Source organism: Streptomyces sp. NPDC059355 (assembly GCF_042752335.1).
In the GTDB taxonomy this organism is placed as follows: Bacteria; Actinomycetota; Actinomycetes; order Streptomycetales; family Streptomycetaceae; genus Streptomyces.
Genome location: NZ_JBHYXN010000003.1, coordinates 19,625 through 45,285 on the forward strand (window position 1 = coordinate 19,625; position 25,661 = coordinate 45,285).

The 25,661-nt window shown below is 72.9% G+C and carries 25 protein-coding genes; 20 read left to right on the forward strand and 5 right to left on the reverse strand.

Features of this window, described 5'->3' with window-relative positions; translation table 11 throughout:
• The first annotated feature begins 13 nt into the window (after positions 1–13).
• The 13 genes from ACFXGI_RS03715 to ACFXGI_RS03775 all read left to right on the forward strand — a co-directional run bounded on the left by ACFXGI_RS03715 (position 14) and on the right by ACFXGI_RS03775 (position 15,352).
• Positions 14–1,681 (forward strand): CTP synthase, encoded by a 1,668-nt coding sequence (locus ACFXGI_RS03715; RefSeq protein WP_384702759.1) that lies wholly within the window; start codon positions 14–16, stop codon positions 1,679–1,681.
• Positions 1,682–1,807: 126 nt separating this feature from the next.
• Positions 1,808–2,437 carry an NUDIX domain-containing protein gene (locus ACFXGI_RS03720; protein WP_384703406.1) on the forward strand — a complete coding sequence of 210 codons (630 nt, stop codon included), beginning with the start codon at positions 1,808–1,810 and terminating at the stop codon, positions 2,435–2,437.
• A 58-nt stretch (positions 2,438–2,495) separates the two neighbouring features.
• Positions 2,496–4,556, forward strand: a complete 2,061-nt coding sequence (locus tag ACFXGI_RS03725) for a tetratricopeptide repeat protein (RefSeq protein ID WP_384702761.1) — start codon at positions 2,496–2,498, stop codon at positions 4,554–4,556.
• A 152-nt stretch (positions 4,557–4,708) separates the two neighbouring features.
• On the forward strand, positions 4,709–5,824 hold the full coding sequence (gene ald / locus ACFXGI_RS03730) for an alanine dehydrogenase (RefSeq protein WP_384702764.1): 1,116 nt from the start codon (positions 4,709–4,711) through the stop codon (positions 5,822–5,824).
• Between the two features lie 459 nt (positions 5,825–6,283).
• The gene (locus ACFXGI_RS03735) at positions 6,284–7,321 is read left to right on the forward strand and encodes a ParA family protein (protein ID WP_384702767.1); all 1,038 of its coding nucleotides are present in this window, start codon (positions 6,284–6,286) and stop codon (positions 7,319–7,321) included.
• Positions 7,306–7,797, forward strand: a complete 492-nt coding sequence (locus ACFXGI_RS03740; protein ID WP_384702770.1) for a hypothetical protein — start codon at positions 7,306–7,308, stop codon at positions 7,795–7,797. Before ACFXGI_RS03735 ends, ACFXGI_RS03740 begins: the two co-directional genes overlap by 16 nt.
• An 830-nt stretch (positions 7,798–8,627) precedes the next feature.
• On the forward strand, positions 8,628–9,722 hold the full coding sequence (locus ACFXGI_RS03745; protein ID WP_384702772.1) for a segregation and condensation protein A: 1,095 nt from the start codon (positions 8,628–8,630) through the stop codon (positions 9,720–9,722).
• The gene (gene scpB, locus ACFXGI_RS03750) at positions 9,719–10,339 is read left to right on the forward strand and encodes an SMC-Scp complex subunit ScpB (RefSeq protein ID WP_384702775.1); all 621 of its coding nucleotides are present in this window, start codon (positions 9,719–9,721) and stop codon (positions 10,337–10,339) included. The genes ACFXGI_RS03745 and scpB overlap by 4 nt, the downstream gene beginning before the upstream one ends.
• On the forward strand, positions 10,339–11,793 hold the full coding sequence (locus ACFXGI_RS03755) for a pseudouridine synthase (RefSeq protein WP_384702778.1): 1,455 nt from the start codon (positions 10,339–10,341) through the stop codon (positions 11,791–11,793). The genes scpB and ACFXGI_RS03755 overlap by 1 nt, the downstream gene beginning before the upstream one ends.
• 127 nt (positions 11,794–11,920) lie before the next feature.
• Positions 11,921–12,517, forward strand: coding sequence for a nicotinamide riboside transporter PnuC (pnuC, locus tag ACFXGI_RS03760; RefSeq protein ID WP_384702780.1), 597 nt, complete (start codon positions 11,921–11,923; stop codon positions 12,515–12,517).
• Positions 12,514–13,602 (forward strand): AAA family ATPase, encoded by a 1,089-nt coding sequence (locus tag ACFXGI_RS03765; protein WP_384702783.1) that lies wholly within the window; start codon positions 12,514–12,516, stop codon positions 13,600–13,602. The genes pnuC and ACFXGI_RS03765 overlap by 4 nt, the downstream gene beginning before the upstream one ends.
• A complete protein-coding gene (locus ACFXGI_RS03770; protein WP_384702786.1) occupies positions 13,599–14,327 on the forward strand; it encodes an NUDIX domain-containing protein in 729 nt (242 codons plus the stop codon). The genes ACFXGI_RS03765 and ACFXGI_RS03770 overlap by 4 nt, the downstream gene beginning before the upstream one ends.
• Positions 14,324–15,352 (forward strand): ADP-ribosylglycohydrolase family protein, encoded by a 1,029-nt coding sequence (locus ACFXGI_RS03775; protein ID WP_384702789.1) that lies wholly within the window; start codon positions 14,324–14,326, stop codon positions 15,350–15,352. Before ACFXGI_RS03770 ends, ACFXGI_RS03775 begins: the two co-directional genes overlap by 4 nt.
• A 28-nt stretch (positions 15,353–15,380) precedes the next feature.
• On the opposite strand, the gene ACFXGI_RS03780 is transcribed toward ACFXGI_RS03775, so the two are convergent.
• The 3 genes from ACFXGI_RS03780 to ACFXGI_RS03790 all read right to left on the reverse strand — a co-directional run bounded on the left by ACFXGI_RS03780 (position 15,381) and on the right by ACFXGI_RS03790 (position 17,014).
• Positions 15,381–16,091: a DNA polymerase beta superfamily protein gene (locus ACFXGI_RS03780; protein ID WP_384702792.1), complete on the reverse strand. Its 711-nt coding sequence runs from the start codon at positions 16,089–16,091 to the stop codon at positions 15,381–15,383.
• A 28-nt stretch (positions 16,092–16,119) separates the two neighbouring features.
• Positions 16,120–16,584 (reverse strand): Rieske (2Fe-2S) protein, encoded by a 465-nt coding sequence (locus ACFXGI_RS03785; RefSeq protein WP_384702795.1) that lies wholly within the window; start codon positions 16,582–16,584, stop codon positions 16,120–16,122.
• An 88-nt stretch (positions 16,585–16,672) separates the two neighbouring features.
• Complete coding sequence (locus tag ACFXGI_RS03790) at positions 16,673–17,014, reverse strand: DUF952 domain-containing protein (RefSeq protein WP_030870633.1); 342 nt, start codon at positions 17,012–17,014, stop codon at positions 16,673–16,675.
• 107 nt (positions 17,015–17,121) lie between these two features.
• Here ACFXGI_RS03790 and ACFXGI_RS03795 point away from each other — a divergent pair, with 107 nt between their 5' ends.
• The 5 genes from ACFXGI_RS03795 to der all read left to right on the forward strand — a co-directional run bounded on the left by ACFXGI_RS03795 (position 17,122) and on the right by der (position 21,815).
• A complete protein-coding gene (locus ACFXGI_RS03795; protein ID WP_384702798.1) occupies positions 17,122–17,577 on the forward strand; it encodes a YidB family protein in 456 nt (151 codons plus the stop codon).
• 157 nt (positions 17,578–17,734) lie between these two features.
• A complete protein-coding gene (locus ACFXGI_RS03800; protein ID WP_384702801.1) occupies positions 17,735–18,823 on the forward strand; it encodes a prephenate dehydrogenase in 1,089 nt (362 codons plus the stop codon).
• A gap of 116 nt (positions 18,824–18,939) precedes the next feature.
• Positions 18,940–19,638, forward strand: coding sequence for a (d)CMP kinase (gene cmk / locus ACFXGI_RS03805; protein ID WP_384702804.1), 699 nt, complete (start codon positions 18,940–18,942; stop codon positions 19,636–19,638).
• The gene (locus tag ACFXGI_RS03810) at positions 19,593–20,282 is read left to right on the forward strand and encodes a lysophospholipid acyltransferase family protein (RefSeq protein WP_384702807.1); all 690 of its coding nucleotides are present in this window, start codon (positions 19,593–19,595) and stop codon (positions 20,280–20,282) included. Before cmk ends, ACFXGI_RS03810 begins: the two co-directional genes overlap by 46 nt.
• 75 nt (positions 20,283–20,357) lie before the next feature.
• On the forward strand, positions 20,358–21,815 hold the full coding sequence (gene der / locus ACFXGI_RS03815) for a ribosome biogenesis GTPase Der (RefSeq protein WP_384702810.1): 1,458 nt from the start codon (positions 20,358–20,360) through the stop codon (positions 21,813–21,815).
• Between the two features lie 20 nt (positions 21,816–21,835).
• On the opposite strand, the gene ACFXGI_RS03820 is transcribed toward der, so the two are convergent.
• Both ACFXGI_RS03820 and ACFXGI_RS03825 read right to left on the reverse strand, forming a co-directional pair.
• Entirely contained in the window at positions 21,836–22,216 is a 381-nt protein-coding gene (locus ACFXGI_RS03820; protein WP_384702813.1) for a hypothetical protein, read from the reverse strand.
• Between the two features lie 216 nt (positions 22,217–22,432).
• Positions 22,433–23,230, reverse strand: a complete 798-nt coding sequence (locus tag ACFXGI_RS03825) for a hypothetical protein (RefSeq protein ID WP_384702816.1) — start codon at positions 23,228–23,230, stop codon at positions 22,433–22,435.
• 302 nt (positions 23,231–23,532) lie between these two features.
• On the opposite strand from ACFXGI_RS03825, the gene ACFXGI_RS03830 reads away from it, so the two are divergent.
• Together ACFXGI_RS03830 and ACFXGI_RS03835 are read left to right on the forward strand one after the other, a co-directional pair.
• Positions 23,533–24,240: a transglycosylase family protein gene (locus tag ACFXGI_RS03830; protein ID WP_384702819.1), complete on the forward strand. Its 708-nt coding sequence runs from the start codon at positions 23,533–23,535 to the stop codon at positions 24,238–24,240.
• Positions 24,241–24,301: 61 nt separating this feature from the next.
• A complete protein-coding gene (locus tag ACFXGI_RS03835; protein WP_384702822.1) occupies positions 24,302–25,267 on the forward strand; it encodes a helix-turn-helix transcriptional regulator in 966 nt (321 codons plus the stop codon).
• Positions 25,268–25,661 lie beyond the last annotated feature (394 nt).

The window sequence follows — 25,661 nt, forward strand, 5'->3', positions numbered from 1 at the left end:
CCCCCTCTTGGCGATGCCGCCCAAATCCATGACGACCAAGCACATCTTCGTCACCGGGGGTGTCGCTTCGTCCCTCGGCAAGGGCCTGACGGCCTCCAGCCTGGGTGCGCTGCTCAAGGCGCGCGGCCTGCGGGTCACGATGCAGAAGCTCGACCCGTACCTGAACGTCGACCCGGGCACGATGAACCCCTTCCAGCACGGCGAGGTGTTCGTCACCAACGACGGCGCCGAGACCGACCTGGACATCGGCCACTACGAGCGCTTCCTCGACGTCGACCTCGACGGCTCGGCGAACGTCACCACCGGCCAGGTCTACTCGCAGGTCATCGCCAAGGAGCGGCGCGGCGAGTACCTCGGTGACACCGTGCAGGTCATCCCGCACATCACCAACGAGATCAAGCACCGCATCCGCCGCATGGCGACCGCGGACGTCGACGTCGTGATCACCGAGGTCGGCGGCACCGTCGGCGACATCGAGTCGCTGCCGTTCCTGGAGACCGTCCGCCAGGTCCGCCACGAGGTCGGCCGCGACAACGTCTTCGTCGTGCACATCTCGCTGCTGCCCTACATCGGCCCCTCCGGCGAGCTGAAGACCAAGCCGACCCAGCACTCGGTCGCGGCGCTGCGCAACATCGGCATCCAGCCGGACGCCATCGTGCTGCGCGCCGACCGCGAGGTCCCGACCTCCATCAAGCGCAAGATCTCTCTGATGTGCGACGTCGACGAGGCGGCCGTGGTCGCGGCGATCGACGCCAAGTCGATCTACGACATTCCGAAGGTGCTGCACACCGAGGGTCTCGACGCGTACGTCGTGCGCAAGCTCGACCTGCCGTTCCGCGACGTCAACTGGACGGTGTGGGAGGACCTGCTGGACCGGGTCCACAACCCCGACCACGAGGTCAAGGTCGCGCTCGTCGGCAAGTACATCGACCTGCCCGACGCCTACCTGTCGGTGACCGAGGCGCTGCGCGCCGGCGGTTTCGCCAACCGGGCCCGCGTCCAGATCAAGTGGGTCACCTCCGACGACTGCAAGACCCCGGCCGGCGCCGCGGCGCAGCTGGGCGACGTGGACGCGATCTGCGTGCCCGGCGGCTTCGGCGACCGCGGTGTCAACGGCAAGGTCGGCGCGATCACCTACGCCCGCGAGAACAAGATCCCGCTGCTCGGCCTGTGCCTGGGCCTGCAGTGCGTGGTCATCGAGGCCGCGCGCAACCTGGCGGGCATCGCCGAGGCGAACTCCACCGAGTTCGACGCCTCGACCCCGCACCCGGTGATCTCCACGATGGAGGAGCAGCTGGCCTTCGTCGAGGGCGCGGGCGACCTGGGCGGAACGATGCGCCTGGGCATGTACCCGGCGAAGCTCGCCGAGGGCTCGATCGTGCGCGAGGTCTACGGCGACCAGGCGTACGTGGACGAGCGCCACCGCCACCGCTACGAGGTCAACAACGCCTACCGCGGCGAGCTGGAGAAGAAGGCCGGCATCGTCTTCTCCGGCACCTCCCCGGACAACAAGCTCGTCGAGTACGTCGAGTACCCGCGCGAGGTGCACCCCTACCTGGTGGCCACCCAGGCCCACCCGGAGCTGCGCTCGCGCCCGACCCGGCCGCACCCGCTGTTCGCGGGGCTGGTCAAGGCCGCGGTGGAGCGCCAGCAGGCCGCGAAGGCCAAGGTGACGGTCTGACCGCATAACGTAGACGGCCGGGGCACGGAACGTGCCCCGGCCGTCGCGTTTGCGACGCGTCTTCCGGCGCGTCTTCCGCGCGTTTTCTGTCTCGCTTTCGGAAGTTACGGGGTACGGGTCATGACCATGGGCATCGCAGACGCCGGGGAGTCGTGGGAGGTCATCGCCTCACGGACCCCGTTCGAGGGCGCGAAGACGGCGGTCCGCTCGGAGCAGGTGAGGATGCCGGACGAATCGGTGGTGCGCCGGGACTACCAGGTGCACCCGGGATCGGTGTGCGTGCTCGCCCTCGACGAGGACGGCGGCGTGCTCGTGCTGCGCCAGTACCGCCACCCCGTACGCCACAAGCTGTGGGAGCTGCCGGCCGGGCTGCTCGACGTACCCGGTGAGAACCCGCTGCACGCGGCCCAGCGGGAGCTGTACGAGGAGGCGCACGTCAAGGCGGAGGACTGGCGGGTGCTCGTGGACTTCTTCGCGTCCCCCGGCGGTTCCGACGAGGCGATCCGGATCTTCCTCGCGCGCGGCCTCTCCGAGGCGGAGGGGGAGCGGTACGAGGTCTCGGAGGAGGAGGCGGACATGGAGGTCGCCCGCGTCCCGCTCGCGGACCTGGTCCGCGGGGTCCTGGAAGGCCGGCTGGGCAACCCGGGCCTGGTGACGGGTGCCCTCGCGCTGTCCGCCGCACTCGCAGCCCCGGGCGGCCTGGACGTCCTGCGCCCGGCGCAGCCCCCGTGGCCGGCCCGCCCGTACGAGGTGTGATCCTCCCTCTCCGGGCCCGTGGGAGCGTGGTGTGACGATCCGCTGATCCGATCGGGCGATGTGTCCGCCGCGCTCCACACGGGTCGTCGCTCTGCGTGAACTACGCTCGCAACCCGAAGGCAGGGAGAGGAGCGGATCCGTGACGGATTTCGTCGGGCGGCGGCGTGAGCTCAAGGAGCTGCGCGAGGACATCGCACGGACCGGGCTCGACACCCTCTCGGGCCGCAAGGCCAAGTCCCCCAGGGCGCGCGTGCTGCTCGTCGCCGGGCGCCCCGGGTCGGGGCGCACCGCCCTCGCCGAGGCGTTCGTCCGCGAGGTCGGCGAGGACTACCCCGACGGAGTCCTGCGCACCCGCCTCACCTCCCCCGGCGGGCAGACCGTCGCCACGGAGCGGGCGATCCGGACCCTGCTGGAGGGGCTCGGGGAGCCCACGCCCCCCGGCGCCGCCGAGGACGAGCTCAGCTCCGCCCTGCGTGCCGCCCTCGCCCACCGCAAGGCGATCCTGCTCGTCGACGACGCCGCCGATCCCTACCAGGTCGACGCCCTGCTGCCGGACACCCCCGAATGCCTCGTCGTGATCACGGCCGAGGGGCCGCTCACCGGGATTCCGGATGTCCGCCCCTGCACCCTCGGCGGGCTCGACACCCCCTCCGGGGTCCAGCTGCTGGTCCAGCGCATCGGGGACACCCGGATCGCCGTCGACCCGCGCGCCGCCGAGACCCTCGCCGAGGAGTGCGGAGGCCAGCCCGCCGCGCTGGCGCTGGTCGGCGGCTGGCTCGCCGCGCACCCCAAGGCCGCCGTCTCCGACGTGGCCAAACAGCTCCACGACATGCCGCCGGGCACCAGCGGGCCGCTCGGCCGCGGCTTCCGGCTCGTCTACGAATCCCTGCCGCAGCCCGCCCAGCGCACCCTCCGGTTGCTGCCGCTCGCCCCCGCCGGGATCGTCGACTCGCACACCGCCTCCGCCCTCGCCGGCTGCTCCGTGGCCGCCGCCCAGTCCACCCTGGACGATTTCGCCGGGCTGGGCCTCCTGCGCCCGGCCTCCGACGGGCTCTTCCTGCTGCCCGGCTGCCTCGTGCCGCTGATCCAGGCCCTGCTGGAGACCAAGGAGCGCGCCGGCGAGGTCGAGCTGGCCCGGGCCCGGATGCTGGAGCGCACCGTACGCCTGCTGCACTCCTGCCGGGTCATGGCCGAGCCCGACGACGACGGGGCGGACGGGGCGGACGTGCGGGAGAGGCTGGAGGGGCTGCCGCGCGCGCTGCGCTTCCCCGACCGGCGGGCCGCCGCCAAGTGGCTCGACACCCGGCTGCCCGCGCTGTCCGCGGCCGCATCCCTGGCCGTGGCCGACGGCGGGCTGGACACCCTGGCCCGCCGGCTGGTCGCGGCCCTCGTACGGGCCCTCGCCGAGCACCGCGGCACCGCCGGGGCCGCCCCCGAGCTGTACGGGCTGCACCGCCTGGTCCTGGACGTGGCCGAGCGCCGCGGCCTGCACCGGGAGCAGGCCGCGGCCCTGCTGAACCTGGCCGACCTGGACGCCGAGACCGGCCGCACCCAGGAGGCGCTGGAGCGCTACCGGGCCGCGCTGGACGCGGGGCGGGCGGCGAACGACCCGTACGCGACGGGCCGCGCGATGGAATCCGTAGGCGGCGCGTACCAGGAGCTCGCGGACTGGCACCGGGCCGCCGACTGGTTCGGCCGGGCCCTGGCCCAGGCACTCGCGCGTGGGGAGCGGGCGGACGAGGCCCGGCTGTACGGACGGCTCGGCAACGTGCACACGTACGCGGGCCGCTACGGGGACGCGCTGCGCAGCTGGCGGACCGCGGCCGCGGGGTACCGGAGGCTGGCCGATGTACCCGGCCAGGCAAAGGCGTTGAGCGAGATGGCGCGAATCCAGGAGTACGCCGGGCGCCCCGAGGAATCGCTGCACACCTGCCGCGAGGCGGTGGAGCTCGCGCGCCGGGCCGGAGACCTGCGGCTTCAGGCCGCGCTCCAGGTGCGTCTCGCGGACACTCTCGACCGCCTCGGCGACCCGGCCGCCGCAAGGCTGCACCGGTCCGCAGCCGACAGATTGCTGGGAGACGACCCCGCAGCCTGTGAAATCCGTAGTGGTTCCGACTGAGATTATTGGTTTGCAAGGCTAGACAGCGCGTCGTCCTTCATTAGACTGGCTTCACCACGACATCCCGTGGTGCATCCCGTTGCGCGTTCTTGTGGGCGGGTATGTATGGAAGTGCCCCGAAAAATCCCCTGAGCCAAGGACCGTGATCGACGATGAAGGTCGGCATCCCCCGCGAGGTCAAGAACAACGAGTTCCGGGTCGCCATCACGCCCGCCGGCGTGCATGAGCTGGTCCGTAACGGCCACCAGGTCTTCGTCGAGCAGAACGCCGGTGTGGGTTCCTCGATCACGGACGCCGAGTACGTCTCGGCCGGCGCCGAGATCCTCGGCACCGCGGACGAGGTCTGGGCGACCGCCGACCTGCTGCTCAAGGTCAAGGAGCCCATCGCCGAGGAGTACCACCGCCTCCGCAAGGACCAGACCCTCTTCACCTACCTGCACCTCGCGGCCTCCCGCGAGTGCACGGACGCCCTCCTGGAGTCCGGCACCACCGCCATCGCGTACGAGACGGTCGAGCTCGCGAACCGCGCGCTCCCGCTGCTCGCCCCGATGTCCGAGGTCGCGGGCCGCCTGGCCCCGCAGGTCGGCGCCTACCACCTGATGCGCTCGGCCGGCGGCCGCGGCGTCCTCCCCGCCGGCGTGCCCGGCACCCACGCCGGCGAGTGCGTGGTCATCGGCGGCGGCGTCTCCGGCTGGAACGCCGCTCAGATCGCCATCGGCATGGGCTTCCACGTGACCCTGCTCGACCGCGACATCAACAAGCTCCGCGAGGCCGACAAGATCTTCGGCACGAAGATCAAGACGATCGTCTCCAACGCCTACGAGCTGGAGAAGGCCGTCGTCGAGGCCGACCTCGTCATCGGCGCCGTGCTGATCCCGGGTGCGAAGGCCCCGAAGCTGGTCACCAACGAGCTCGTCGCCAAGATGAAGCCCGGAAGTGTCCTTGTCGACATTGCGATCGACCAGGGCGGCTGCTTCGAGGACTCCCGTCCGACCACCCACGCCGAGCCGACCTTCCAGGTCCACAACTCGGTCTTCTACTGCGTCGCCAACATGCCGGGCGCGGTGCCGAACACCTCCACCTACGCGCTGACCAACGCCACGATGCCCTACATCGTGCAGCTCGCGAACCTCGGCTGGGTCGAGGCGCTGCGCCGTGACCCCGCGCTCGCGCTGGGCCTCAACACCCATGACGGCCAGGTCGTTTACGGTCCGGTCGCCGAGGCGCACGGCCTGCCGACCCTTGAGCTGAGCACGCTGCTCGGCTGATCGGTCAGACCCCGTCAACGACTGACGTCAATCTCACGTATCCGGCCGGACCTTGCCCCCAAGGTCCGGCCGGAGGCGTTTGCGGGGTGCGGGCGGTCACGGCTCAACTCGCCTCGAACGTAACCCTTTAACCCTTTCGCACACCCGTGAAACTTCACGGTGACGGCCTGGGCGCCCTTGACAGAGTGGTGTTCGGTTGCCGACACATCGTTGCCGGTCCGACGGATTGTGTTGCCGCTGAGTGGTGACACGCCATAGAGTCGCCAACCGTCGGCATGGTGCCACGCTGACCTATCGATAAGTGTCCTGGTCACGTCCGAGGAGGTAAGACGACTTGTGAATGAGTCGACATTTGCTCCCGGGGGTGGTCGAGCAGGGACGCCAGACCGGGGCCAAGGATCCGGCGGGCTCGAAGCGGTCGGCTCCGTCGCGGTCCGCACCTTCGCAAACCACCAGCACATGACGACGCCCCAAAAGAGCATGGACGGCCTAGACGTGAACTCCAGGGCCGGCGACCTGAGCGGCGAAAAGCCCGTGGGTTTCGCCGACTACGAAAACGTGCCCGAAGGGCACTTCTACGACCCGGACGCGGAGTACGAACCCGACCCCGAGTACGCGGCCACCCTCGCCCCCGACGCTGCCCGTCAGCGCCGGGAGCGGATCGGCCCGACCGGACGGCCGCTGCCGTACTTCCCGATCCCGGGTCCGCTGACCGACCACGGTCCGGCGACGATCATCGCGATGTGCAACCAGAAGGGCGGCGTGGGCAAGACCACGTCGACCATCAACCTGGGTGCGGCGCTCGCCGAGTACGGGCGCCGCGTGCTGCTCGTCGACTTCGACCCGCAGGGCGCGCTGTCCGTGGGCCTCGGCGTGAACCCGATGGAACTCGACCTGACGGTCTACAACCTGCTCATGGAGCGGGGCATGTCGGCCGACGAGGTGCTGCTCAAGACCGCGGTTCCGAACATGGACCTGCTGCCGAGCAACATCGACCTGTCCGCTGCGGAAGTGCAGTTGGTCAGTGAGGTCGCGAGAGAGTCGACGCTGCAGCGGGCGCTCAAGCCCCTGCTAGCCGACTACGACTACATCGTGATCGACTGTCAGCCCTCGCTCGGCCTGCTGACCGTGAACGCCCTGACGGCGGCTCACAAGGTCATCGTGCCGCTGGAGTGCGAGTTCTTCGCACTGCGCGGTGTGGCGCTGCTGACCGAGACCATCGAGAAGGTGCAGGAGCGGCTCAATCCGGAGCTGGAGCTCGACGGCATCCTCGCCACGATGTACGACTCCCGTACGGTGCACAGCCGCGAGGTGCTGGCGCGCGTCGTCGAGGCCTTCGACGATCACGTCTACCACACGGTCATCGGCCGTACGGTGCGCTTCCCGGAGACCACGGTCGCCGGCGAGCCGATCACCACGTACGCCTCCAACTCCGTCGGAGCCGCCGCCTATCGCCAGCTGGCCAGGGAGGTGCTCGCCCGGTGTCCCGCCGAGTGAGTCTGCCCGGAGCCGACGAACTGTTCCGCACGACCGGGGGGATGGCGCTCCAGTCGTCCTCGCCGAGGCGAGGCCCGGAGGAGTCGACCGCCGGGGAGCACGCGGCGTCGTCGGCGGAGGGCACGGCGGGCGAGGGCCGCAGCCGGGAGGCCGCGGTGACCGGCACGGAGTCGGTGGTCGCACCCCGGCGCCCGCAGGAAGGTTCTGTCAGCCCGGAGCCCCGGCGGGGCAAGGGCCAGGGCCGCGGGGCGAACCGCAGGCCCAGCGGGCGCGAACGGCACGACGAGAAGATCACGGTCTACGTCTCCGCCGAGGAGCTCATGGACCTGGAGCACGCACGGCTGGTGCTGCGGGGCGAGCACGGGCTGGCCGTGGACCGCGGCCGCATCGTCCGCGAGGCGGTGGCGGTCGTGCTCGCGGACCTGGAGTCCCGCGGCGACGCGAGCATCCTGGTCCGCAGGCTCCGCGGCCGCTGACCACCTGACCGGCGGGCGGGTTGCTGTCCGCATGGCCGTGCGGGTTGCCGGGATGGCGGCCTGTTGTGCCGGGCGGCGGTGATGGCGGTGGCTCCGGCGGGGCGGTGTCGGTGGAGTGCGGGGCGTGACCCCGCGGGCAGGCCCGAAGCCGCCCCTGCCCGCCGGGCCTGACGCCGGACACGGCCTGCGGGCCGCCTTTCCCGCGTCTTACGACGCCCCGTCCGTCGTCCCGTCCCACCTGTCGGCACCTGTGCGCCGTCCGTGACCGTGGCGGATGCCGGTCTGGTGTCCGTGTGCGGCTTGTGGACCCTCCTACCGGTGGTGACCGGTGGCACAGGCGGCAGGAGGGCCCGTGACGGGCGGTCGGAAGGCGGAGAGGGCGGGCACCGGGCCTGCCTTGACCGCACTCCCGGTGGGGATTTCCCGCTCCCGCTCCCGCGTCTCCTGCCCCCGGCTCCGCCGGTCGGCTTCCTGCTTCGCCGCGGCGGCAGCCGCCCCGGCCCCGCCGGTCGGCCTCGAACTTTCCTTCCGGTGCTGCCGCTCCCCGCTCCCGGTCGACTTCCCGCTCCTGTCCCGGCGGCCTCCGTCCCCTCCTCCGCCGGTCGACCTTCCGCTTCCGCCCAGGCGTCTCCTGCCCCCGGCTCCGCCGGTCGACCTCGAACTTCCCCCCGGCGGCTTCCGCCCCCCCGCTGCGCCGGTCGACCTTCTGCCTCCGGCCCCGCGGCTTCCCTCCCCCCGGGCGGGTCCGGGGGAGGGAGGTGGGCCGGGCGTGGCAGCCTTGGGGCTGGCTCCGGCCGACCGACACCGCTTCCGTACCGCCTTGGACCCCGATGCCCCTTCCCGCCGATCCCGGCCGCCCCGCCCGCCGCAGTCTGGGACGCGGGCCCGGTGCCCGGACCGAGTCCGAGCCCCGAGACGCTCACGTGCCCCCTGAGGGGCCCGAGGCGGGCGGGCCGGGTGAGGACCCCGACCGGCCCCCCGCGGCCGCTGACGCGCCCGCTGAGCCCCGTACGCCCGCCCCGGCGGACCCGGTGGCCGCTGTGGGGGCCGAAGCCGGCCAGGAGGCCGTGGAGGGGCCTCCGGTGGCCCGTGTGGCCGCCGGGGTGGCCGAGGGCGGTCCCGGCGGCGCCGGCGGGCGGTTCACGCTGCGGCTGGCCAACTTCGAGGGTCCCTTCGATCTGCTGCTCCAGCTGATCTCCCGGCACAAGCTCGACGTCACCGAGGTCGCCCTCTCCAAGGTCACCGACGAGTTCATGGCGCACATCCGCGCCATGGGCCCCGACTGGGACCTCGACCAGACCACCGAGTTCCTCGTGGTCGCCGCCACCCTCCTCGACCTCAAGGCCGCCCGCCTGCTGCCGGCCGCCGAGGTCGAGGACGAGGCCGACCTCGCCCTGCTGGAGGCCCGCGACCTGCTCTTCGCCCGGCTGCTCCAGTACCGCGCGTACAGACGGATCGCCGAGATCTTCGAGCTGCGCGCCGAGAGCGAGGGCCGCCGCCACCCCCGCACCGTCGGTCTGGAGGACCACCACGCCGAGCTGCTGCCCGAGGTCGTCATCGGCATCGGCGCCGAAGGCTTCGCCCGGCTCGCGGTCAAGGCCATGCAGCCCAAGGCCAAGCCCCAGGTCTACGTCGACCACATCCACGCCCCGCTCGTCAGCGTGCGGGAGCAGGCCGCGGTCGTGGTCGCGCTGCTGAAGGCCCGCGGCGAGGCCACCTTCCAGGAGCTGACCGAGGACGCCGAAGACACCCTCACCGTCGTCGCGCGCTTCCTGGCCCTCCTGGAGCTCTACCGCGAGAAGGCGGTGGCCCTCGACCAGGAGGAGGCCCTGCGGACGCTCACCGTCCGCTGGAGCGGCGGGGACGGCGACGGGATGCCGACCGTCACCGACGAGTTCGACCGGATCGTGGAGGTCAAGGAATGAGCGACGTGGCCCGCCTCGCGCTGAAGCCCGCCCTGGAGGCCGTCCTCATGGTCGTGGACGAGCCCGCGACCGAGGCGCACCTCGCCAAGGTGCTGGACCGCACCCCGCGCGAGGTCGCCGACGCCCTGCGCGAGCTGGCCGACGAGTACACCGTCCAGGGGCGCGGCTTCGAGCTGCGGATCGTCGCCGGCGGCTGGCGTTTCTACACCCGGGCGGAGTACTCGGACGCCGTCGAGCGCTTCGTACTGGACGGGCAGCAGGCCCGGCTGACCCAGGCGGCCCTGGAGACGCTGGCGGTGGTCGCGTACCGCCAGCCGGTGAGCCGATCGCGGGTCTCGGCGGTCCGCGGAGTGAACTGTGACGGGGTCATGCGGACCCTGCTCCAGCGCGGTCTGGTGGCCGAGGCGGGCACGGAACCCGAAACAGGTGCGATCCTGTACAGGACGACGAACTACTTTCTGGAGCGGATGGGCCTGCGCGGCCTGGATGAGCTCCCGGAGCTCGCGCCCTTCCTCCCCGAGGTGGACGCGATCGAAGCCGAGACGCAAGAGGGTGTTCCGTCGTTCGATCCGGATGCACCGGATACCGATGAAGACGACAAGACGACGGAACTTTGATGCGAAGCAGCGGCAACGGCAACGGTGGCAACAGGAACAGCGGCGGCGGTGGCGGCGGCGGGCGTGGTAACTCCCGCGGCGGCAGCTCCAGCGGCGGCGGTGGCGGCTACCGCGGTGGCGGCTCCGGCGGCGGCAGCGGTTCGGGAGGCGGCTCCCGTGGCGGCAGCTCGGGTGGCGGCTACCAGGGCGGCTCCCGCGGCGGCAGCTCCGGCGGCGGCTCCCGTGGCGGCAGCTCCGGCGGCGGCTACCAGGGCGGCTCCCGCGGTGGCAGCTCGGGTGGCGGCTACCAGGGCGGCTCCCGTGGCGGCAGCTCCGGCGGTGGCTACCAGGGCGGCGGCGGTGGCGGCTACCAGGGTGGCGGCTCCGACCGTGACCGCGAGCCCGCGCCCCGTATCCGCAACCCCCGCCCCGAGGAGCGTCGCTACGACGTCGGCCCCGAGGGCGAGCGCAACGGCCGCGGCGGTGCCAAGGCCGGCGGCGGCGGTGCCCGCGGCGCGGCCGACGGCAACCGCGGCGGCGCCCGCGGCGACGCGGCGCGCGGTGGCGCCAAGGGCGGTCCCCGCACCTCCAAGACCCCCGGCATCGGCGGGGCCGGCGGCCCGCGCCGCGGCCCCGGCAGCCGCAGCGGCCAGTCCCGTCCCCGCGAGCTGGACGCGCGGATCGAGGAGCGCGTGCGCGACCGGTACGCCGACAAGCCCGAGATCAAGACCCCGAAGACCTTCCCGGGCGCCGAGGAGGAAGGCGAGCGCCTGCAGAAGGTGCTCGCCCGTGCCGGCATGGGTTCGCGCCGCGCGTGCGAGGAGCTCATCGAGCAGGCCCGCGTCGAGGTCAACGGCGAGATCGTGCTGGAGCAGGGCAAGCGCGTCCAGCCGAAGGACGAGATCAAGGTGGACGGCCTGACGGTCGCCACCCAGTCGCACCTGTTCTTCGCGCTGAACAAGCCCGCCGGCGTCGTCTCCACCATGGAGGACCCGGACGGCCGCCAGTGCCTCGGCGACTACGTCACCAACCGCGAGACCCGGCTCTTCCACGTCGGCCGGCTCGACACGGAGACCGAGGGCATCATCCTCCTCACCAACCACGGTGAGCTGGCCCACCGCCTCACGCACCCGAAGTACGGCGTGAAGAAGACGTACGTCGCCGCGATCACCGGCCCGCTGCCGCGCGACATCGGCAAGAAGCTCAAGGACGGCATCGAGCTGGAGGACGGGTACGCCCGCGCCGACCACTTCCGCGTCGTCGACCAGGTCGGCAAGAACTACCTGGTCGAGGTGACCCTCCACGAGGGCCGCAAGCACATCGTCCGCCGCATGCTGGCCGAGGCCGGCTTCCCGGTCGAGAAGCTGGTCCGGACCTCCTTCGGCCCGATCGAGCTGGGCGACCAGAAGTCCGGCTGGCTGCGCCGCCTGACCAACACCGAGGTCGGCATGCTCATGCGCGAGGTCGGTCTGTAACCCCTCGCCCACCGGCTGGGAAAAGCCCGCAGTGCCCACGTGGCACTGCGGGCTTTTCGCTTGTCAGGGACCCGCCTCCCTGTTTATAGTCAACCTGACTATTAAAGAACGAGGGGGGTCGGGCGTCATGAGCTGGACCGAAATCCTGGGCTTCGCCACCGGAGCCCTGTGCGTCTGGCTCGTAGCCCGGCAGCACGTCGCGAACTGGCCCGTCGGCATCGCGAACAACGTCTTCTTCATCGTGCTCTTCGCCCGGTCCGGCCTGTACGCCGACGCCGGGCTCCAGATCGTCTTCATCGCCCTCGCCGCGTACGGCTGGTGGTCCTGGACCCACGGGGGTGGACCAGGAACCGCCGAGGCCCTGCCGGTGCGCCGCACCACGCGCACCGAATGGGCCGTGCTGGCCGCGGCGGGGGCGGTGGGGGTGCTCGGGCTCACGCTGCTGCTGAGCCGGGTATCCGACTCCACCGTCCCGTTCTGGGACGCGCTGACCACCGGGCTCTCGCTCATGGCCACGTACGGCCAGTGCCGCAAGCTCGTCGAGTCGTGGTGGCTGTGGATCGCCGCCGACCTCGTCTACATCCCGCTCTACGCGTACAAGGGGCTCTACCTGACCTCGGCCCTGTACGCCGGCTTCCTCGCGCTCTGCGTGGTCGGCCTGCTCGGCTGGCGCCGGACGATGCCGGCGCGCGGCGCCCGTACGGCGGCGGAGGTGACGGCATGAGCGGCGAGCGGCGCCACGCCCACGGCCTGGTCCTCGGCAAGTTCTACCCGCCGCACGCCGGCCACCACCACCTCGTGCGCACCGCCCAGGAGCGGTGCGAGCGGCTGACCGTGCTGGTGTGCGCCGCCTCGGTGGAGTCGGTGCCGCTCGCCGACCGGGTGGCGTGGATGCGCGAGGCGCACCCGGGGGCGCAGGTCGTCGGCGCGGTCGACGACATCCCGGTGGACCTGCGGGACCCGGCGGTCTGGGAGGCGCACATGGAGGTCTTCCGGGGCGCGGTGCCGGGGCGCGTCGACGCCGTCTTCACCTCGGAGGAGTACGGGGCGGAGCTCGCCCGGCGGTTCGGGGCCGAGGAGGTCTGCGTCGATCCGGGCCGTACCCGCTTCCCCGTCTCCGGGACGGCGGTACGGGCGGACCCGGTCGGCAACTGGGAGTTCCTGGGGCCGGGCGTACGGGCGGCCCTGACCCGGCGGATCGTCGTACTCGGAGCCGAGTCGACCGGTACGACGACCCTCTCGCGGGCGCTCGCGGCGCACTACCGGGCGCGCGGCGGGGTGTGGGCAGGGACGGGCTGGGTCGCGGAGTACGGGCGTGCGTACAGCGAGGAGAAGCTGGCGGCGGCCCGCGCGGCGGACCCGGCGGCGACCTGGGAGGACGTGTCCTTCGGGTCGGAGGAGTTCCCCGTGATCGCGCGGCGGCAGGACGCGGAGGAGGAGCGGGCGGCGCGGGCGGGTTCGCCGGTGCTGATCTGCGACACCGACTCGTTCGCGACCGGCATCTGGCACGAGCGGTACACGGGGGCCCGCAGCGAGGAGGTCGAGAAGATCGCCGCGCTGACCCACCGGGACCTGTACCTGCTGACGGACCACGCGGACGTGCCCTTCGAGGACGACGGTCTGCGCGACGGCGAGCATCTGAGGCCGTGGATGACGGACCGCTTCCGCCAGGAACTCACCGGCACGGGAAGGCGTTTCCTGATCGTGCGCGGGGACCGTGAGACCCGGCTGAAGACGGCGGTCACGGCCGTGGACGAACTGCTGGCCGAGGGCCGGCACTTCGCGGACCCCCTCCCGGAGAACCGGTGAAGGGGTACGACCCGCACGCGTTCGAGCCGTTCGCGGTGACGGTGGACCTGGCGGTCTTCACGGTGCGGGGCGGCGCGCTGAACGTCCTGCTGATCCGGCGCGGCCAGGACCCGTACGCGGGGGCCTGGGCGCTGCCCGGCGGCTTCCTGCTCCCGCGCGAGTCGGCGGAGACGGCGGCCCGCCGGGAACTGGCCGAGGAGACCGGACTGCCGGAGCCGGTCGTCGCCGCGCTGCACCTGGAGCAGCTGCGCACCTACAGCGATCCGGACCGCGATCCGCGGATGCGGGTGGTCTCGGTGGCCTTCGCCGCGCTGGTCCCGGACATGCCGGAGCCGGTGGCGGAGGGCGGCGGGGACGCGGCGCAGGCGCGCTGGGTGCCGGTGGGGGAGACCGGGCCGCTGGCCTTCGACCACGCGCGGATCGTGTCCGACGCGCGCTCCCGCATCGGGGCGAAGCTCGAATACACCTGCCTGGCCACGGGGTTCTGCCCGCCCGAATTCACCCTCGGGGAGCTCCAGTCCGTCTACGAGACCGTCTGGGACATTGCCCTGGACCGCCCCAACTTCCGCCGCAAGGTCCTGGCGACGCCCGGCTTCGTCGAGGCGGTGCCGGGGGCGGCCCGGCTGACCGGAGGCCGCGGCAAACCGGCCGCCCTGTACCGGGCGGGCCCGGCGACCGCCCTCCACCCGCCCCTGCTCCGCCCCACGGAAGGACACCCGAAATGACCCTGGCTCCGACTTCGAGGAAGCGGCCGGCGACGGGGGCCCTGATCGGCCTCGCGCTGGGCGACGCACTGGGCTTCCCCACGGAGTTCAACGACGTCCCGTCGATCCTGGCGAAGACGGGCCCGTGGCGCGAGATGCGGCTGCCCCGCCCGGCCATCGTCACGGACGACACCCAGATGACGCTGGCGCTGGCAGGCGGTATACGGACGGCGGCGGAACGCGGGCCCCTGGACCCTGATCTCCTCGCGGGCCCGATCCGGGAGGAGTTCGTGGACTGGTACCACTCCCCGGAGAACAACAGGGCCCCCGGCAACACCTGCCTGCGGGCGTGCAACCTGCTGAACGACCCTTCCCGGGACTGGCGGGACGCGAGCCAGATCGGCTCGAAGGGCTGCGGGGCGAACATGCGGGTGGTCCCGGTGGGCCTGGTCCCCGGCTGGACGGAGGAGGAGCGCGCCGGTGCGGCCCAGCTCCAGTCGGCCCTGACCCACGGCCACCCGACGGCCCTCGCGGCCTCCGACCTGACGGCCCGGGCGGTCCACCTCCTCGCGCAGGGCACGGAGGTGACGGGCCTGGTCGGGCAACTGCGCTCGTACGCCCTCGACAACCGCACCCGCTACCACGAGCGCTGGCTGGGCGACCTCTGGATGCGCACGGCCTCGGACGCGACGCCGGAGTCCTTCATGGCCCGGGGCTGGGACGACTGCCTCGCCGTCCTGGACCGTCTGACGGCCGCCCTGCGCTCCCCCTCCCCGGAAACGGACCCGTGCCTGACGACGGGCGACGGCTGGATCGCGGAGGAGGCCCTCGCCACGGCCCTCCAGTGCTTCCTCCTCTTCCCGGACGCCCCCCTCACGGCCCTGCGCCGCGCCGCCTGCACGAAGGGCGACTCGGACTCGATCGCCTGCCTGGCCGGCGCCTTCGCGGGCGCCCACCACGGCGCGTCCGTCTGGCCCGAAGACTGGGCGTCCCGCATCGAATACCGCGACGCCCTCCTCACCTTCGGCACGCTCTGGGACGCGTGAGGTCCCCGGAGCGGCGGTTTGCGGTCGGCTACGCCGAGGCGCTCGTGCGGCGGGTGCGGAGGAGGAAGTCGGCCACGCGGGCGTGGTCCGGGTCCGGCGGGAGGGGGGTGGCGGTCAGGGCCGTGTCCGACTCCTCGCGGAGGCGGGTCATCCAGGCGTCCACCTCCGGCCAGGTGAGTTCGCCGCGCTTGACCGCGAGGAGGCGGTCGCGGTGCTCGGTGGCGTCGATCGTCAGGCGGCCCGTGCGCAGGAGGTCGCGGCAGGACAGGAGCAGGCGCAGCAGGTGCATGGCGTGCTTCCAGCGCGGGGCGCCGTGGATGCGGACGTCCGTGACGAGTTTGGTGTGCTGGGAGACTGCGTACCGGGTGAAGGTGGTGTGCGCCAGGCGGGACAGGAAGGCCTCCCGGAGGGAGAGGAGCTCCTCTCCCAGCGGCGTCAGCCGTTCCACCAGCGGGGAGTGCATGCACTCCAGGATGTTCGGGTTGGCGCGCAGGGCGAGTTCGCAGAAGCGCTCCAGCTCCCAGGAGAACTCCTCCTCCCGCGGGCCCTCCACATGCGTCGGCGGCTTCTCGAAGCGCCAGAACAGCGGCGTAGGGGCGAGGTAGACGCCGCGCCGGTCGGTGTCGCTCGCCTCCGTCGCCAGGCCGAACGCCCGGGAGCCCATCACGCACGCGTAGATCGTGTGGTCGCGTACGAGGGTGAGGTTCAGGGCTTCCGGGGACGTGGTCGGCTCGTTCATCCCGGGAGCGTAGGCCGGGCGGACCGGGCTACGCGAGCGAGATATTCCCGTCCGGGGCCACCGTGATCTGCTTCTCCGCCAGGGGGCGCGTCGCCGGGCCGTGGGCCACCGCGCCGTCCGTGATCTGGAACTTGCTGCCGTGGCACGGGCAGTCGATGGTGCCGGCCGCCACCTTGTTCACGAGGCAGCCCTGGTGTGTGCACACCGCCGTGAAGCAGCGGAAGGACCCGGCCGTGGGCTGGGTGACCACCAGCTTCTCGTCCTTGAGGATCGTGCCGCCGCCCACCGGCACCTCGGAGGACTTGAGCAGCGCCTTGCCCGTGCCCGCCGCGGGGGAGGACGGGGCCGCGGCATCGGAGGTCGAGGGGCTGCCCGGCTCGCTCTTCGGGCTCTTCTTCTCGCCGCCGCACGCGGTGAGCGTGCCGCCGCCCAGCGCGACGGCCGCTCCTGCCGCCAGTACCGTACGGCGGGCCGTCGGCGTGGGGTCGCTCATGGGGTGCTCCTCGATCGGGTCGCTTCGGGATGGCGAGCAGCATCCTGGTCCCTCCCGGGCCCCAGGAGAAGCCCCCGCGCCGCCCGGCTCAGGAGCCCTGCTCCCACGGGACCAGCTCCGCCGGGCCGCCCGCCGTACGTGCGACCTCCCAGAGGCGGACCACGGCCGCCCGGTCCAACGGGCCGTGGACGTGCGGGTAGCGGCCGCCCGATTCACCCTCGCGGCGGACTTCCGAGGTCAGGGCCCGCTCGTCGAGCTCGACGGCCAGCAGCGGACCCGGTACGTCGCGGTAGTGCGCCTCCGCGATCGCGAGCACGGTCGGACGGTCCGCCGAACAGTGCACGAAGCCCTCCGATTCGAGCGAGGAGGGGGCGTACGGAAGCTCGGGCGCGGCGGTCCAGTCGGCGAGCGGCACGATGTGGAAGATCATGTCGGCCGTTCTATCGCACCTGCCCCGGACATTCCGCATCAAGTGGCAGCTTGGGGTGAATTGGGCGACATTGTCCGTGTCTCGAACCCTCTCGAAAGGCATGGACGATGGCGGGTAGCGACCTCGGCTCCCTTCTGGGCGGCATCCTCGGAGGCGGCAGCGGCAGCGGCAGCGGCGGCCAGGCGGGCGGTGGCGGTGGCGGCAACATCCTCGGCGCGCTGCTCGGAACCCTCATGGGCGGCGGTGCGGGCGGGGGCCAGGCGGCCGGAGGCGGGAACAATCCGCTCGGCGGGCTGATGGACATGCTGAGCAAGTCCGGTCTCGCCGACCAGGCGCAGTCCTGGATCGGTACGGGAGACAACAAGCCGGTCAGCGGCGCCCAGATCGCCGACGCACTGCCGGACGACACCCTGCAGAAGGTCGCCGAGCAGACGGGCGTCAGCCCGCAGGAGGCCGCCGACCAGATCGCCCGGTCGCTGCCGCAGGCCGTGGACAAGCTGAGCCCGGCCGGTTCGATCCCGAGCGGTTCCCTCGAGGACATCATCCGGCAGCAGAACCTCTAGTCCGCCAGTCCGCCAGTCCGCCAGCAGCGCCGAGGGTCCGGCCGCCGTCCCACATGACGGGCCGCCGGGCCCTCGTGCCGTGTGCGCTGGCTACTCTGGCCCTGACTCGCCGTTATGGCCCGTCAGCCACCCGTCACCGCATCCCTGGAGCGCCCCCGTGAGAACCGCCGTCGTGATCGGAACCGGACTGATCGGCACCTCCGCGGCGCTCGCCCTGACCGCCCGCGGGATCACCGTCCACCTCGCCGACCACGACCCGGCCCAGGCCCGTACGGCCGCCGCCCTCGGCGCCGGCAGCGACGAGGCCCCCGAGGGCCAGGTCGACCTCGCGATCGTCGCCGTCCCGCCGGCCCACGTGGCCGCGACGCTGGCCGAGGCGATCGGCCGCGGCGTGGCCCGGGCCTACGTGGACGTGGCCAGCGTCAAGGGCGGCCCCCGCCGGGAGCTCGCGGCCCTCGGCGTGGACGTCACGGCGTACATCGGCACCCACCCCATGGCCGGCAAGGAGCGGTCGGGCCCGCTCGCCGCGACGGCCGACCTCTTCGAGGGCCGGCCCTGGGTGCTGACCCCGACCCGGGACACCGACCACGAGGTGCTCAACCTGGCGCTCGAACTCGTGGCCCTCTGCAAGGCCGTACCGGTGGTCATGGACGCCGACGCGCACGACCGGGCGGTGGCGCTGGTCTCGCACACCCCGCAGCTGGTGTCCAGCATGGTCGCGGCGCGCCTGGAGGAGGCCGACGAGACGGCGGTACGGCTGTGCGGGCAGGGGATCCGGGACGTGACCCGGATCGCCGCTTCCGACCCGCGGATGTGGGTGGAGATCCTCTCGGCCAACCCCGGCCCGGTGGCCGACGTCCTCGCCGGGATCGCCTCCGACCTCGAAGCCACGGTCGACGCCCTGCGCGGGCTCCAGTCGGCGGACGTGGAGAAGCGGCGCGGCGGCGCGGCCGGCATCGAGGACGTCCTGAAGCGGGGCAACGCGGGCCGGGTCCGGGTACCGGGCAAGCACGGCGCGGCGCCCATGGCGTACGAGACGGTCGCCGTGCTGATCAGCGACCAGCCGGGCGAGCTCGCGCGGATCTTCGCCGACGCCGGGCGGGCCGGGGTCAACATCGAGGACGTGCGGATCGAGCACGCCACCGGCCAGCAGGCCGGTCTCGTCCAGCTCATGGTCGACCCCAGGGCGGCCGCGGCCCTCACCGCGGAGCTGCGCGAACGCGGCTGGGCCCTGCGCCAGCAGTAGCCGGCAGGCCCGCCTCCGCGGTACTGGGCGGCGCCCGTCTCCGGGGCCGGTAACCTTGGGGAGGGGCGCTTTGGCGCGCCCGGACACGTACGCGCAACCAGGAAGGTGCCCGCACCGTGGAAACCGCAGCTCCGTCCGCCGTGATCGTCGCCATCGACGGTCCCTCCGGCACGGGCAAGTCCAGCACCTCCAAGGCCGTGGCCGCCAAGCTCGGGCTGCGCTACCTGGACACCGGTGCCCAGTACCGGGCCATCACCTGGTGGATGATCACCAACGGGATCGACACCGACGACCCGCACGCCATCGCCGTGGCGGCCGGCAAGCCCGGCATCGTCTCCGGTACGGACCCGGCCGCCCCGACCATCACGGTCGACGGTCTGGACGCCTCCGGCCCGATCCGCACCCAGGAGGTCACCTCCAAGGTCAGCGCCGTCAGCGCCGTCCCGGAGGTGCGCACCCTGATCACCGAGCTCCAGCGCTCCATCGCGGCCTCGGCCGAGGGCGGGATCGTCGTCGAGGGGCGGGACATCGGCACCACCGTCCTGCCCGACGCCGACCTCAAGATCTTCCTGACCGCGTCCCCCGAGGCCCGCGCCGCGCGCCGCAGCGGTGAGCTGCGCGGCAAGGAGGCCGCGGACCTCGCGGCCACCAAGGAAGCCCTGATCAAGCGCGACGCCGCCGACTCGGGCCGCAAGACCTCCCCGCTGGCCAAGGCCGGGGACGCCGTGGAGGTCGACACCACCGAGCTCACGCTCGACCAGGTCATCGAATGCGTCGTGACGCTGGTGGAGGAGAAGCGGGCGGCGCGCACGTGAGCGGAACGCCCTCCCTCAAGGGTGCGGCGCTCGGCAGGCGGATCGGCATCGGCCTCATGTACGGGCTGTGGAAGCCGCGCGTACTGGGCGCCTGGCGCGTGCCCGCCTCGGGGCCTGTCATCCTTGCCGTGAACCACGCGCACAACATCGACGGGCCGATGGTCATGGGCACCGCCCCGCGGCCGCTGCACTTCCTCATCAAGCAGGAGGCGTACGTCGGCCCGCTCGGCCCGTTCCTGGACGGCATCGGCCAGGTCAAGGTCGACCGTACGGGCACGGACCGGGGCGCCATAGGCAAGGCGCTCGCGGTGCTGGAGAACGGCGGAGCCCTGGGGATCTTCCCCGAGGGCACCCGCGGCGAGGGCGACTTCGCCTCGCTGCGCGCCGGGCTCGCGTACTTCGCGGTCCGCAGCGGCGCGCCCGTCGTGCCCGTGGCCGTGCTCGGCAGCACCGAGCGCCAAGGGCGGCTGGTCCGCGGACTGCCGCCGTTCAAGAGCCGGGTCGACGTCGTCTTCGGCTCCGCCTTCGACGCGGGCGACGGCACCGGCCGCCGCACCCGTACGGCCCTGGACGAGGCCACCGCACGCATCCAGAGCAGGCTGACCGCCCACCTGGCCGACGCCAAGCGCCTCACCGGGCGCTGAGCGAGACTTGACCTAGTAGTGGAACCGCGCTGCGCGGGCACCACCGATCACCACGAACGACGAGGAACGGACTTCATGAACGACCAGCACGACCACGGAGCACTTGGCGATGCCGAGTACGCGGAGTTCATGGAGCTCGCCGCGGAGGAAGGCTTCGAAGTTGACGACGTCGAGGGCGCGATCGCGGAGGCCGGCCACGGGCCGCTGCCCGTGCTCGCCGTCGTGGGCCGTCCGAACGTCGGCAAGTCGACCCTGGTGAACCGCATCATCGGCCGCCGCGAGGCGGTCGTCGAGGACAAGCCCGGTGTCACCCGCGACCGCGTCACGTACGAAGCCGAGTGGGCCGGCCGCCGGTTCAAGGTCGTCGACACCGGTGGCTGGGAGCAGGACGTCCTCGGCATCGACGCCGCCGTCGCCGCGCAGGCCGAGTACGCCATCGAGACCGCCGACGCGGTCGTCTTCGTCGTCGACGCCAAGGTCGGCGCCACCGACAGCGACGAGGCCGTCGTCAAGCTGCTGCGCCGGGCCGGCAAGCCCGTCGTCCTGTGCGCGAACAAGGTCGACGGCCAGAGCGGCGAGTCCGACGCGGCCTCCCTGTGGTCCCTGGGCCTCGGCCAGCCGCACCCGGTCTCCTCGCTGCACGGCCGCGGTACGGGCGACATGCTCGACGCCGTCCTGGAGGCGCTGCCCGAGGCGCCCGAGCAGACGTTCGGCGGCGCCCCGGTGGGCGGCCCCCGGCGCATCGCGCTCATCGGCCGTCCGAACGTCGGCAAGTCCTCGTTGCTGAACAAGGTCGCGAAGGAGGACCGCGTCGTCGTCAACGAGCTGGCCGGCACCACCCGCGACCCGGTCGACGAGCTGATCGAGCTCGGCGGCATCACCTGGAAGTTCGTGGACACCGCGGGCATCCGCAAGAAGGTGCACCTCCAGCAGGGCGCCGACTACTACGCCTCCCTGCGCACGGCCGCCGCCGTCGAGAAGGCGGAGGTCGCGGTCATCCTGATCGACACCACCGAGACGATCAGCGTCCAGGACCAGCGCATCATCACCATGGCCGTCGAGGCCGGGCGCGCGATCGTGATCGCGTACAACAAGTGGGACGAGCTCGACGAGGAGCGCCGCTACTACCTCGAGCGCGAGATCGAGACCGAGATGCAGCAGGTCGCCTGGGCGCCCCGGGTGAACGTCTCGGCGCTCACCGGCCGCCACATGGAGAAGCTGGTCCCGGCGATCGAGACGGCCCTCGCGGGCTGGGAGACGCGCGTCCCGACCGGTCGGCTGAACGCCTTCCTCGGCGAGGTCGTCGCGGCCCACCCGCACCCGATCCGCGGCGGCAAGCAGCCCCGCATCCTGTTCGGCACCCAGGCGGGGAGCAAGCCGCCGCGGTTCGTCCTCTTCGCCTCCGGCTTCCTGGAGCACGGCTACCGGCGCTTCATCGAGCGCCGTCTGCGCGAGGAGTTCGGCTTCGAGGGGACCCCGATCCACATCTCCGTGCGGGTGCGCGAGAAGCGCGGCGCGCAGTACAAGAAGTAGGCGGCGAGGGTGATCCGGGGTCAGTAGCCCCGGCGCGGAGCGGGCGGCAGGGCCGCCGGGATGTGGTGCATTCCGGTGTGGTGCTGCCGCCCGCCGGCGTATGCGGAGTCGGCGGCGCCGTGGTCGCCGCCGCCCGCCGCGGACCCGGCGTACGCGTACGCGTACGAGGGCTGCGGCGCGGGGGCGTACGAGGCGGGCCACGGGTCGGTCTGCCATGCCGACCCGTTCCAGCCGCTCCCGTACGAGCCGCCTCCGTACGGGGCGCCTCCGCCCGCGTACGAGAACGTCGTGAACCCGAGGTCCTCTTCGCCCGTACGGTCGCCCGGCAGGGCCCGGAAGGCGCGCAGGTACTCCGAGTAGAGCGTGTCGTAGATCGGGGTGTGCGAGACGGCGGGGCGCATCGGGGAGACGGCGCTCGCGTGGGCAGGGGCGCGGGATGGGTCGTATGAATGCACGTATCAGCCAACGAACCCGGGGCCCTGCGGATGCGGGCGGGAACCATAAAAACGCAGATCGCCGGGGGTGCGCGGGATGGACCGCGTACCCCCGGCGCATACCGCTCCGTCCCCTCGACGGGTGCGGTGCGGTGTTCCGGGATCCCCTGCGTGCGCCTGGGCTCAGACGCCGGAGGTGCCCGCCAGCGGCATCGAGGCCGCCACGAGCTTGCCGCCGGCGGCGGCCTTGTCCAGCGCGTCGCGGAGCAGGTCCTCGCGGGGCTGCTGGCCGATGGAGCCGACCGGAGCGGCGTAGATCAGCACGCGCTGCGTCTTGTTGACGGCGGCCCGCCAGCCGTCGGTGACCGACAGGGCCTGGTGCGCCTGCCACCAGGCGACCTGGCCGCCGCCCTCGGCGCCGGGCTGGAGCACGGCGTGCAGCTGGCCCGCGGCGAGCAGAACCGACCAGCCGGCGAGCGGGGAGGGCAGCTCGGCGGTGTCGGTGACCGGGATGAACCCCTGCTCGATCAGGAGCGGCAGGAAGTCGTCGCCGGGGCCGCTGGTGCCGGGGCGGGCGATCGGCGCGGTCGGCTCGACCACGAGCGCCGGGTGCAGCTCGCCGCCGATCAGGACCAGGCCGCTGGTGATGCCGAGGACCGCCTGGCCGCCCGGCACGTTCTGCGGGGCGTTGCCGCCGGCGGGGCTGTCGCCGGTGATGCTGCGGACCGCGCCCTGGAGCTGCTCCTCGGAGACGGTCACCACCTGCGAGGGGATGCAGCCGGCGTGGGCGAAGGCGAGGACGGCCGTCTCCTCGCCGACGAACAGCACCGTGCTGGTGCGGTCGGTCTCGGGGTCCCCCGGGGTGCGGCAGGAGGTGCAGTCGTAGCTGCGCGGTGCGTCGTCGCCGGTGAGCAGCCTCTCGGCTTCTTCGTCACCGATCTCGGCACGTACCTCATCACTGACGTCGAGCATGCGGGGCACGGGCTGGCTCCTCGGACTAGGCGAGCGGGGGCGGCCGGGCGGTTCCCGGCTCGCCGGGCTCAACGGCCGAGCGGCGGCCGGGGTCACGCCGTTGGAGGGAACGGAATCGAACCTGGCCCCCGGAGGGGTGAACGGTCGGACCGGGGCTTTCTTTTCGTGCCAACTCTTTTTTGGATGTGCTCAGTTGATGGTCGGTCCTGGTCGCTTCCGGCGGGGGTGTCGACTCCGCCGACCGGGTGGGCCGCGGGCCGGGCCGCGTGGCAAGGCCGGGCGGACGCCGCGGCGCTGCGTAGCGTGACGCGATGCCCGACCTCCGGATCCGGCGGGCCGCCTCGGCGGCCGGTGCCGCTGCCGCTGCCGCGCTGGCTCTCGTCCTCGTACTCCCGTCGGGGGCCGGCGCGGCCCCGCCGCCGCCCGCGCCCGGGCCCGCGGGGGCGGCCCACCCCGGCTCGCCCGGGATCATCGGGACCGGCCCGGGGGACTGCGGTCCCGGCGGGCAGTGGCCCTGGGACTGCGTGGCCGACTGCGAGAGCAGCGGGCGCTGGGCGGTCGACACCGGCAACGGCTTCTACGGGGGCCTGCAGTTCCGGCAGCCGACGTGGGAGCAGTACGGGGGGCTGGTCTTCGCGGCCCGGGCCGATCTGGCGACCCGGGAACAGCAGATCCGGGTGGCCGAGGACGTGGTCGGGTTCCAGGGGTGGGACGCGTGGCCGGTGTGCTCGAAGCGGTACGGGCTGGCGGGACGGATGCACGTGGTGCGGACCGGGGACACGCTGGAGAAGATCGTCCGGCGGTACCGGGTGAAGGGCGGCCGGCAGGCGCTGTACGAGGCGAACCGGGCAGTGATCGGCCCGAAGCCGCAGGAGCTCGCGGTGGGCACGCTGCTGACCCTGCCGCCGTCGCCGTCGCCGTCGCCGCCGTCGCCTCCGGTTCCGGTCCAGGCCGCGACGCCGGTCCCGGCGTCGGTTCCGACGCCTGCGCCCACCCCCGCGGCCGTACCGGCTCCCTGACGGGGGCTCGGCCCGCGGGGGCGATTCGGACGGGGGCCGGGGTACCGGCAGACTGCTCCGCATGCTGGAGACCTCCGCACGACTGCTCCGCCTGCTGTCCCTGTTGCAGGCCCACCGCGAATGGACCGGCGCCGATCTCGCGGAACGCCTCGGCGTGACCCCGAGGACGGTCCGGCGCGATGTGGACCGGCTCCGGGAGCTCGGCTACCCGGTGAACGCCAGCCCCGGCACCGGCGGCGGCTACCAGCTGGGCGCAGGGGCCGAGCTGCCGCCGCTGCTGCTCGACGACGACGAGGCCGTCGCCGTCGCGGTGGGCCTGCGGACGGCCGCGGGGAACGGCGTCGAGGGGATCGGGGAGGCGTCCGTCCGGGCGCTCGCCAAGCTGGAGCAGGTGCTGCCGGGGCGGCTGCGCCGGCGGGTGTCGGCGCTCAACGAGTTCACCGTGCCGATGCTGCGCGACCCGGGGCGGGCCACGGTCGACGCCTCCGTGCTGACCGGACTCGCCGCCGCGTGCCGGGACAGCGAGCGGCTGCGATTCGACTACCGGGACCACGGGGGCAGCCTCAGCCGCCGCGTGGTGGAGCCGCACCGGCTGGTGTGCACCGAGCGGCGCTGGTACCTGGTCGCGTGGGATCTGGACCGGGAGGACTGGCGGACCTTCCGCGCCGACCGGATCGAGCCCCGGCCGCCGCACGGGCCGCGGTTCACCCCGCGCCCGGCGCCCGCGGAGGACCTCGCCGCGTACGTGTCGCGCGGCGTGGCGCAGGCCGCGTACGCAGCCCGGGCCGTGCTGAGGCTGAAGCTGCCGGCGGAGGCGGCGGCCGCGATCGTGGGGCCGAGCCAGGGGGCCTTGGAGCCCCTCGACGCCGAGAGCTGTCTGCTGCGGACGGGGGCCGTGAACCTCGACGTGCTCGTCATTCACGTCATGCTGCTCGGCTGTGAGTTCGAGGTGCTGGAGCCGCCGGAGCTGGCGGACCGGATCAGAGCGGCCCGGGACCTTCTCGGGCGGGCCGTGGAGAAGATGTAAGGAAACCGAGGGGGTTCACCCTGCCGTGCCGGGGTGCGCCGCGCAATCCCCGGGGAAATTCCGGAGGCCCCGGACGGAATGCGAAACAGGATGTGCGGAGGGCTTGTCGCGGGCCGGAAAAAGAATGGCGCGCGGGCGATTTCGCGGCGGCGCGGATGAAGCCGGGTCCGTCAAAGAACTGTCGACATTCCGTGACCCAAGCGTGACCCGGTACGGACGAACCTCCGGGCGCTGCGCTGACGTTCCGGTCGGGTGCGCCGTGGGGATCACCGAAATGGCCGAGGCGGGCCGGGTGGTGACCCGGCCCGCCTCGGTGGTGCGGGGGTGAGTGGGTGGTACCCCCCCCCGGGGGTTTGAAACCCCAGCCTCCCCCCGCCCGGGGCCCAGCCCCGAA

Bases quoted from the DNA above. Each gene is read 5' to 3' on its own strand.
- ACFXGI_RS03715 (WP_384702759.1), top strand. From the start codon at position 14: ATGCCGCCCAAATCCATGACGACCAAGCACATCTTCGTCACCGGGGGT.
- ACFXGI_RS03720 (WP_384703406.1), top strand. From the start codon at position 1,808: ATGGGCATCGCAGACGCCGGGGAGTCGTGGGAGGTCATCGCCTCACGG.
- ACFXGI_RS03725 (WP_384702761.1), top strand. From the start codon at position 2,496: ATGTGTCCGCCGCGCTCCACACGGGTCGTCGCTCTGCGTGAACTACGC.
- ald (WP_384702764.1), top strand. From the start codon at position 4,709: ATGAAGGTCGGCATCCCCCGCGAGGTCAAGAACAACGAGTTCCGGGTC.
- ACFXGI_RS03735 (WP_384702767.1), top strand. From the start codon at position 6,284: ATGACGACGCCCCAAAAGAGCATGGACGGCCTAGACGTGAACTCCAGG.
- ACFXGI_RS03745 (WP_384702772.1), top strand. From the start codon at position 8,628: ATGCCCCTTCCCGCCGATCCCGGCCGCCCCGCCCGCCGCAGTCTGGGA.
- scpB (WP_384702775.1), top strand. From the start codon at position 9,719: ATGAGCGACGTGGCCCGCCTCGCGCTGAAGCCCGCCCTGGAGGCCGTC.
- ACFXGI_RS03755 (WP_384702778.1), top strand. From the start codon at position 10,339: ATGCGAAGCAGCGGCAACGGCAACGGTGGCAACAGGAACAGCGGCGGC.
- pnuC (WP_384702780.1), top strand. From the start codon at position 11,921: ATGAGCTGGACCGAAATCCTGGGCTTCGCCACCGGAGCCCTGTGCGTC.
- ACFXGI_RS03765 (WP_384702783.1), top strand. From the start codon at position 12,514: ATGAGCGGCGAGCGGCGCCACGCCCACGGCCTGGTCCTCGGCAAGTTC.
- ACFXGI_RS03775 (WP_384702789.1), top strand. From the start codon at position 14,324: ATGACCCTGGCTCCGACTTCGAGGAAGCGGCCGGCGACGGGGGCCCTG.
- ACFXGI_RS03780 (WP_384702792.1), bottom strand. From the start codon at position 16,091: ATGAACGAGCCGACCACGTCCCCGGAAGCCCTGAACCTCACCCTCGTA.
- ACFXGI_RS03785 (WP_384702795.1), bottom strand. From the start codon at position 16,584: ATGAGCGACCCCACGCCGACGGCCCGCCGTACGGTACTGGCGGCAGGA.
- ACFXGI_RS03790 (WP_030870633.1), bottom strand. From the start codon at position 17,014: ATGATCTTCCACATCGTGCCGCTCGCCGACTGGACCGCCGCGCCCGAG.
- ACFXGI_RS03795 (WP_384702798.1), top strand. From the start codon at position 17,122: ATGGCGGGTAGCGACCTCGGCTCCCTTCTGGGCGGCATCCTCGGAGGC.
- ACFXGI_RS03810 (WP_384702807.1), top strand. From the start codon at position 19,593: ATGCGTCGTGACGCTGGTGGAGGAGAAGCGGGCGGCGCGCACGTGAGC.
- der (WP_384702810.1), top strand. From the start codon at position 20,358: ATGAACGACCAGCACGACCACGGAGCACTTGGCGATGCCGAGTACGCG.
- ACFXGI_RS03820 (WP_384702813.1), bottom strand. From the start codon at position 22,216: ATGCGCCCCGCCGTCTCGCACACCCCGATCTACGACACGCTCTACTCG.
- ACFXGI_RS03830 (WP_384702819.1), top strand. From the start codon at position 23,533: ATGCCCGACCTCCGGATCCGGCGGGCCGCCTCGGCGGCCGGTGCCGCT.
- ACFXGI_RS03835 (WP_384702822.1), top strand. From the start codon at position 24,302: ATGCTGGAGACCTCCGCACGACTGCTCCGCCTGCTGTCCCTGTTGCAG.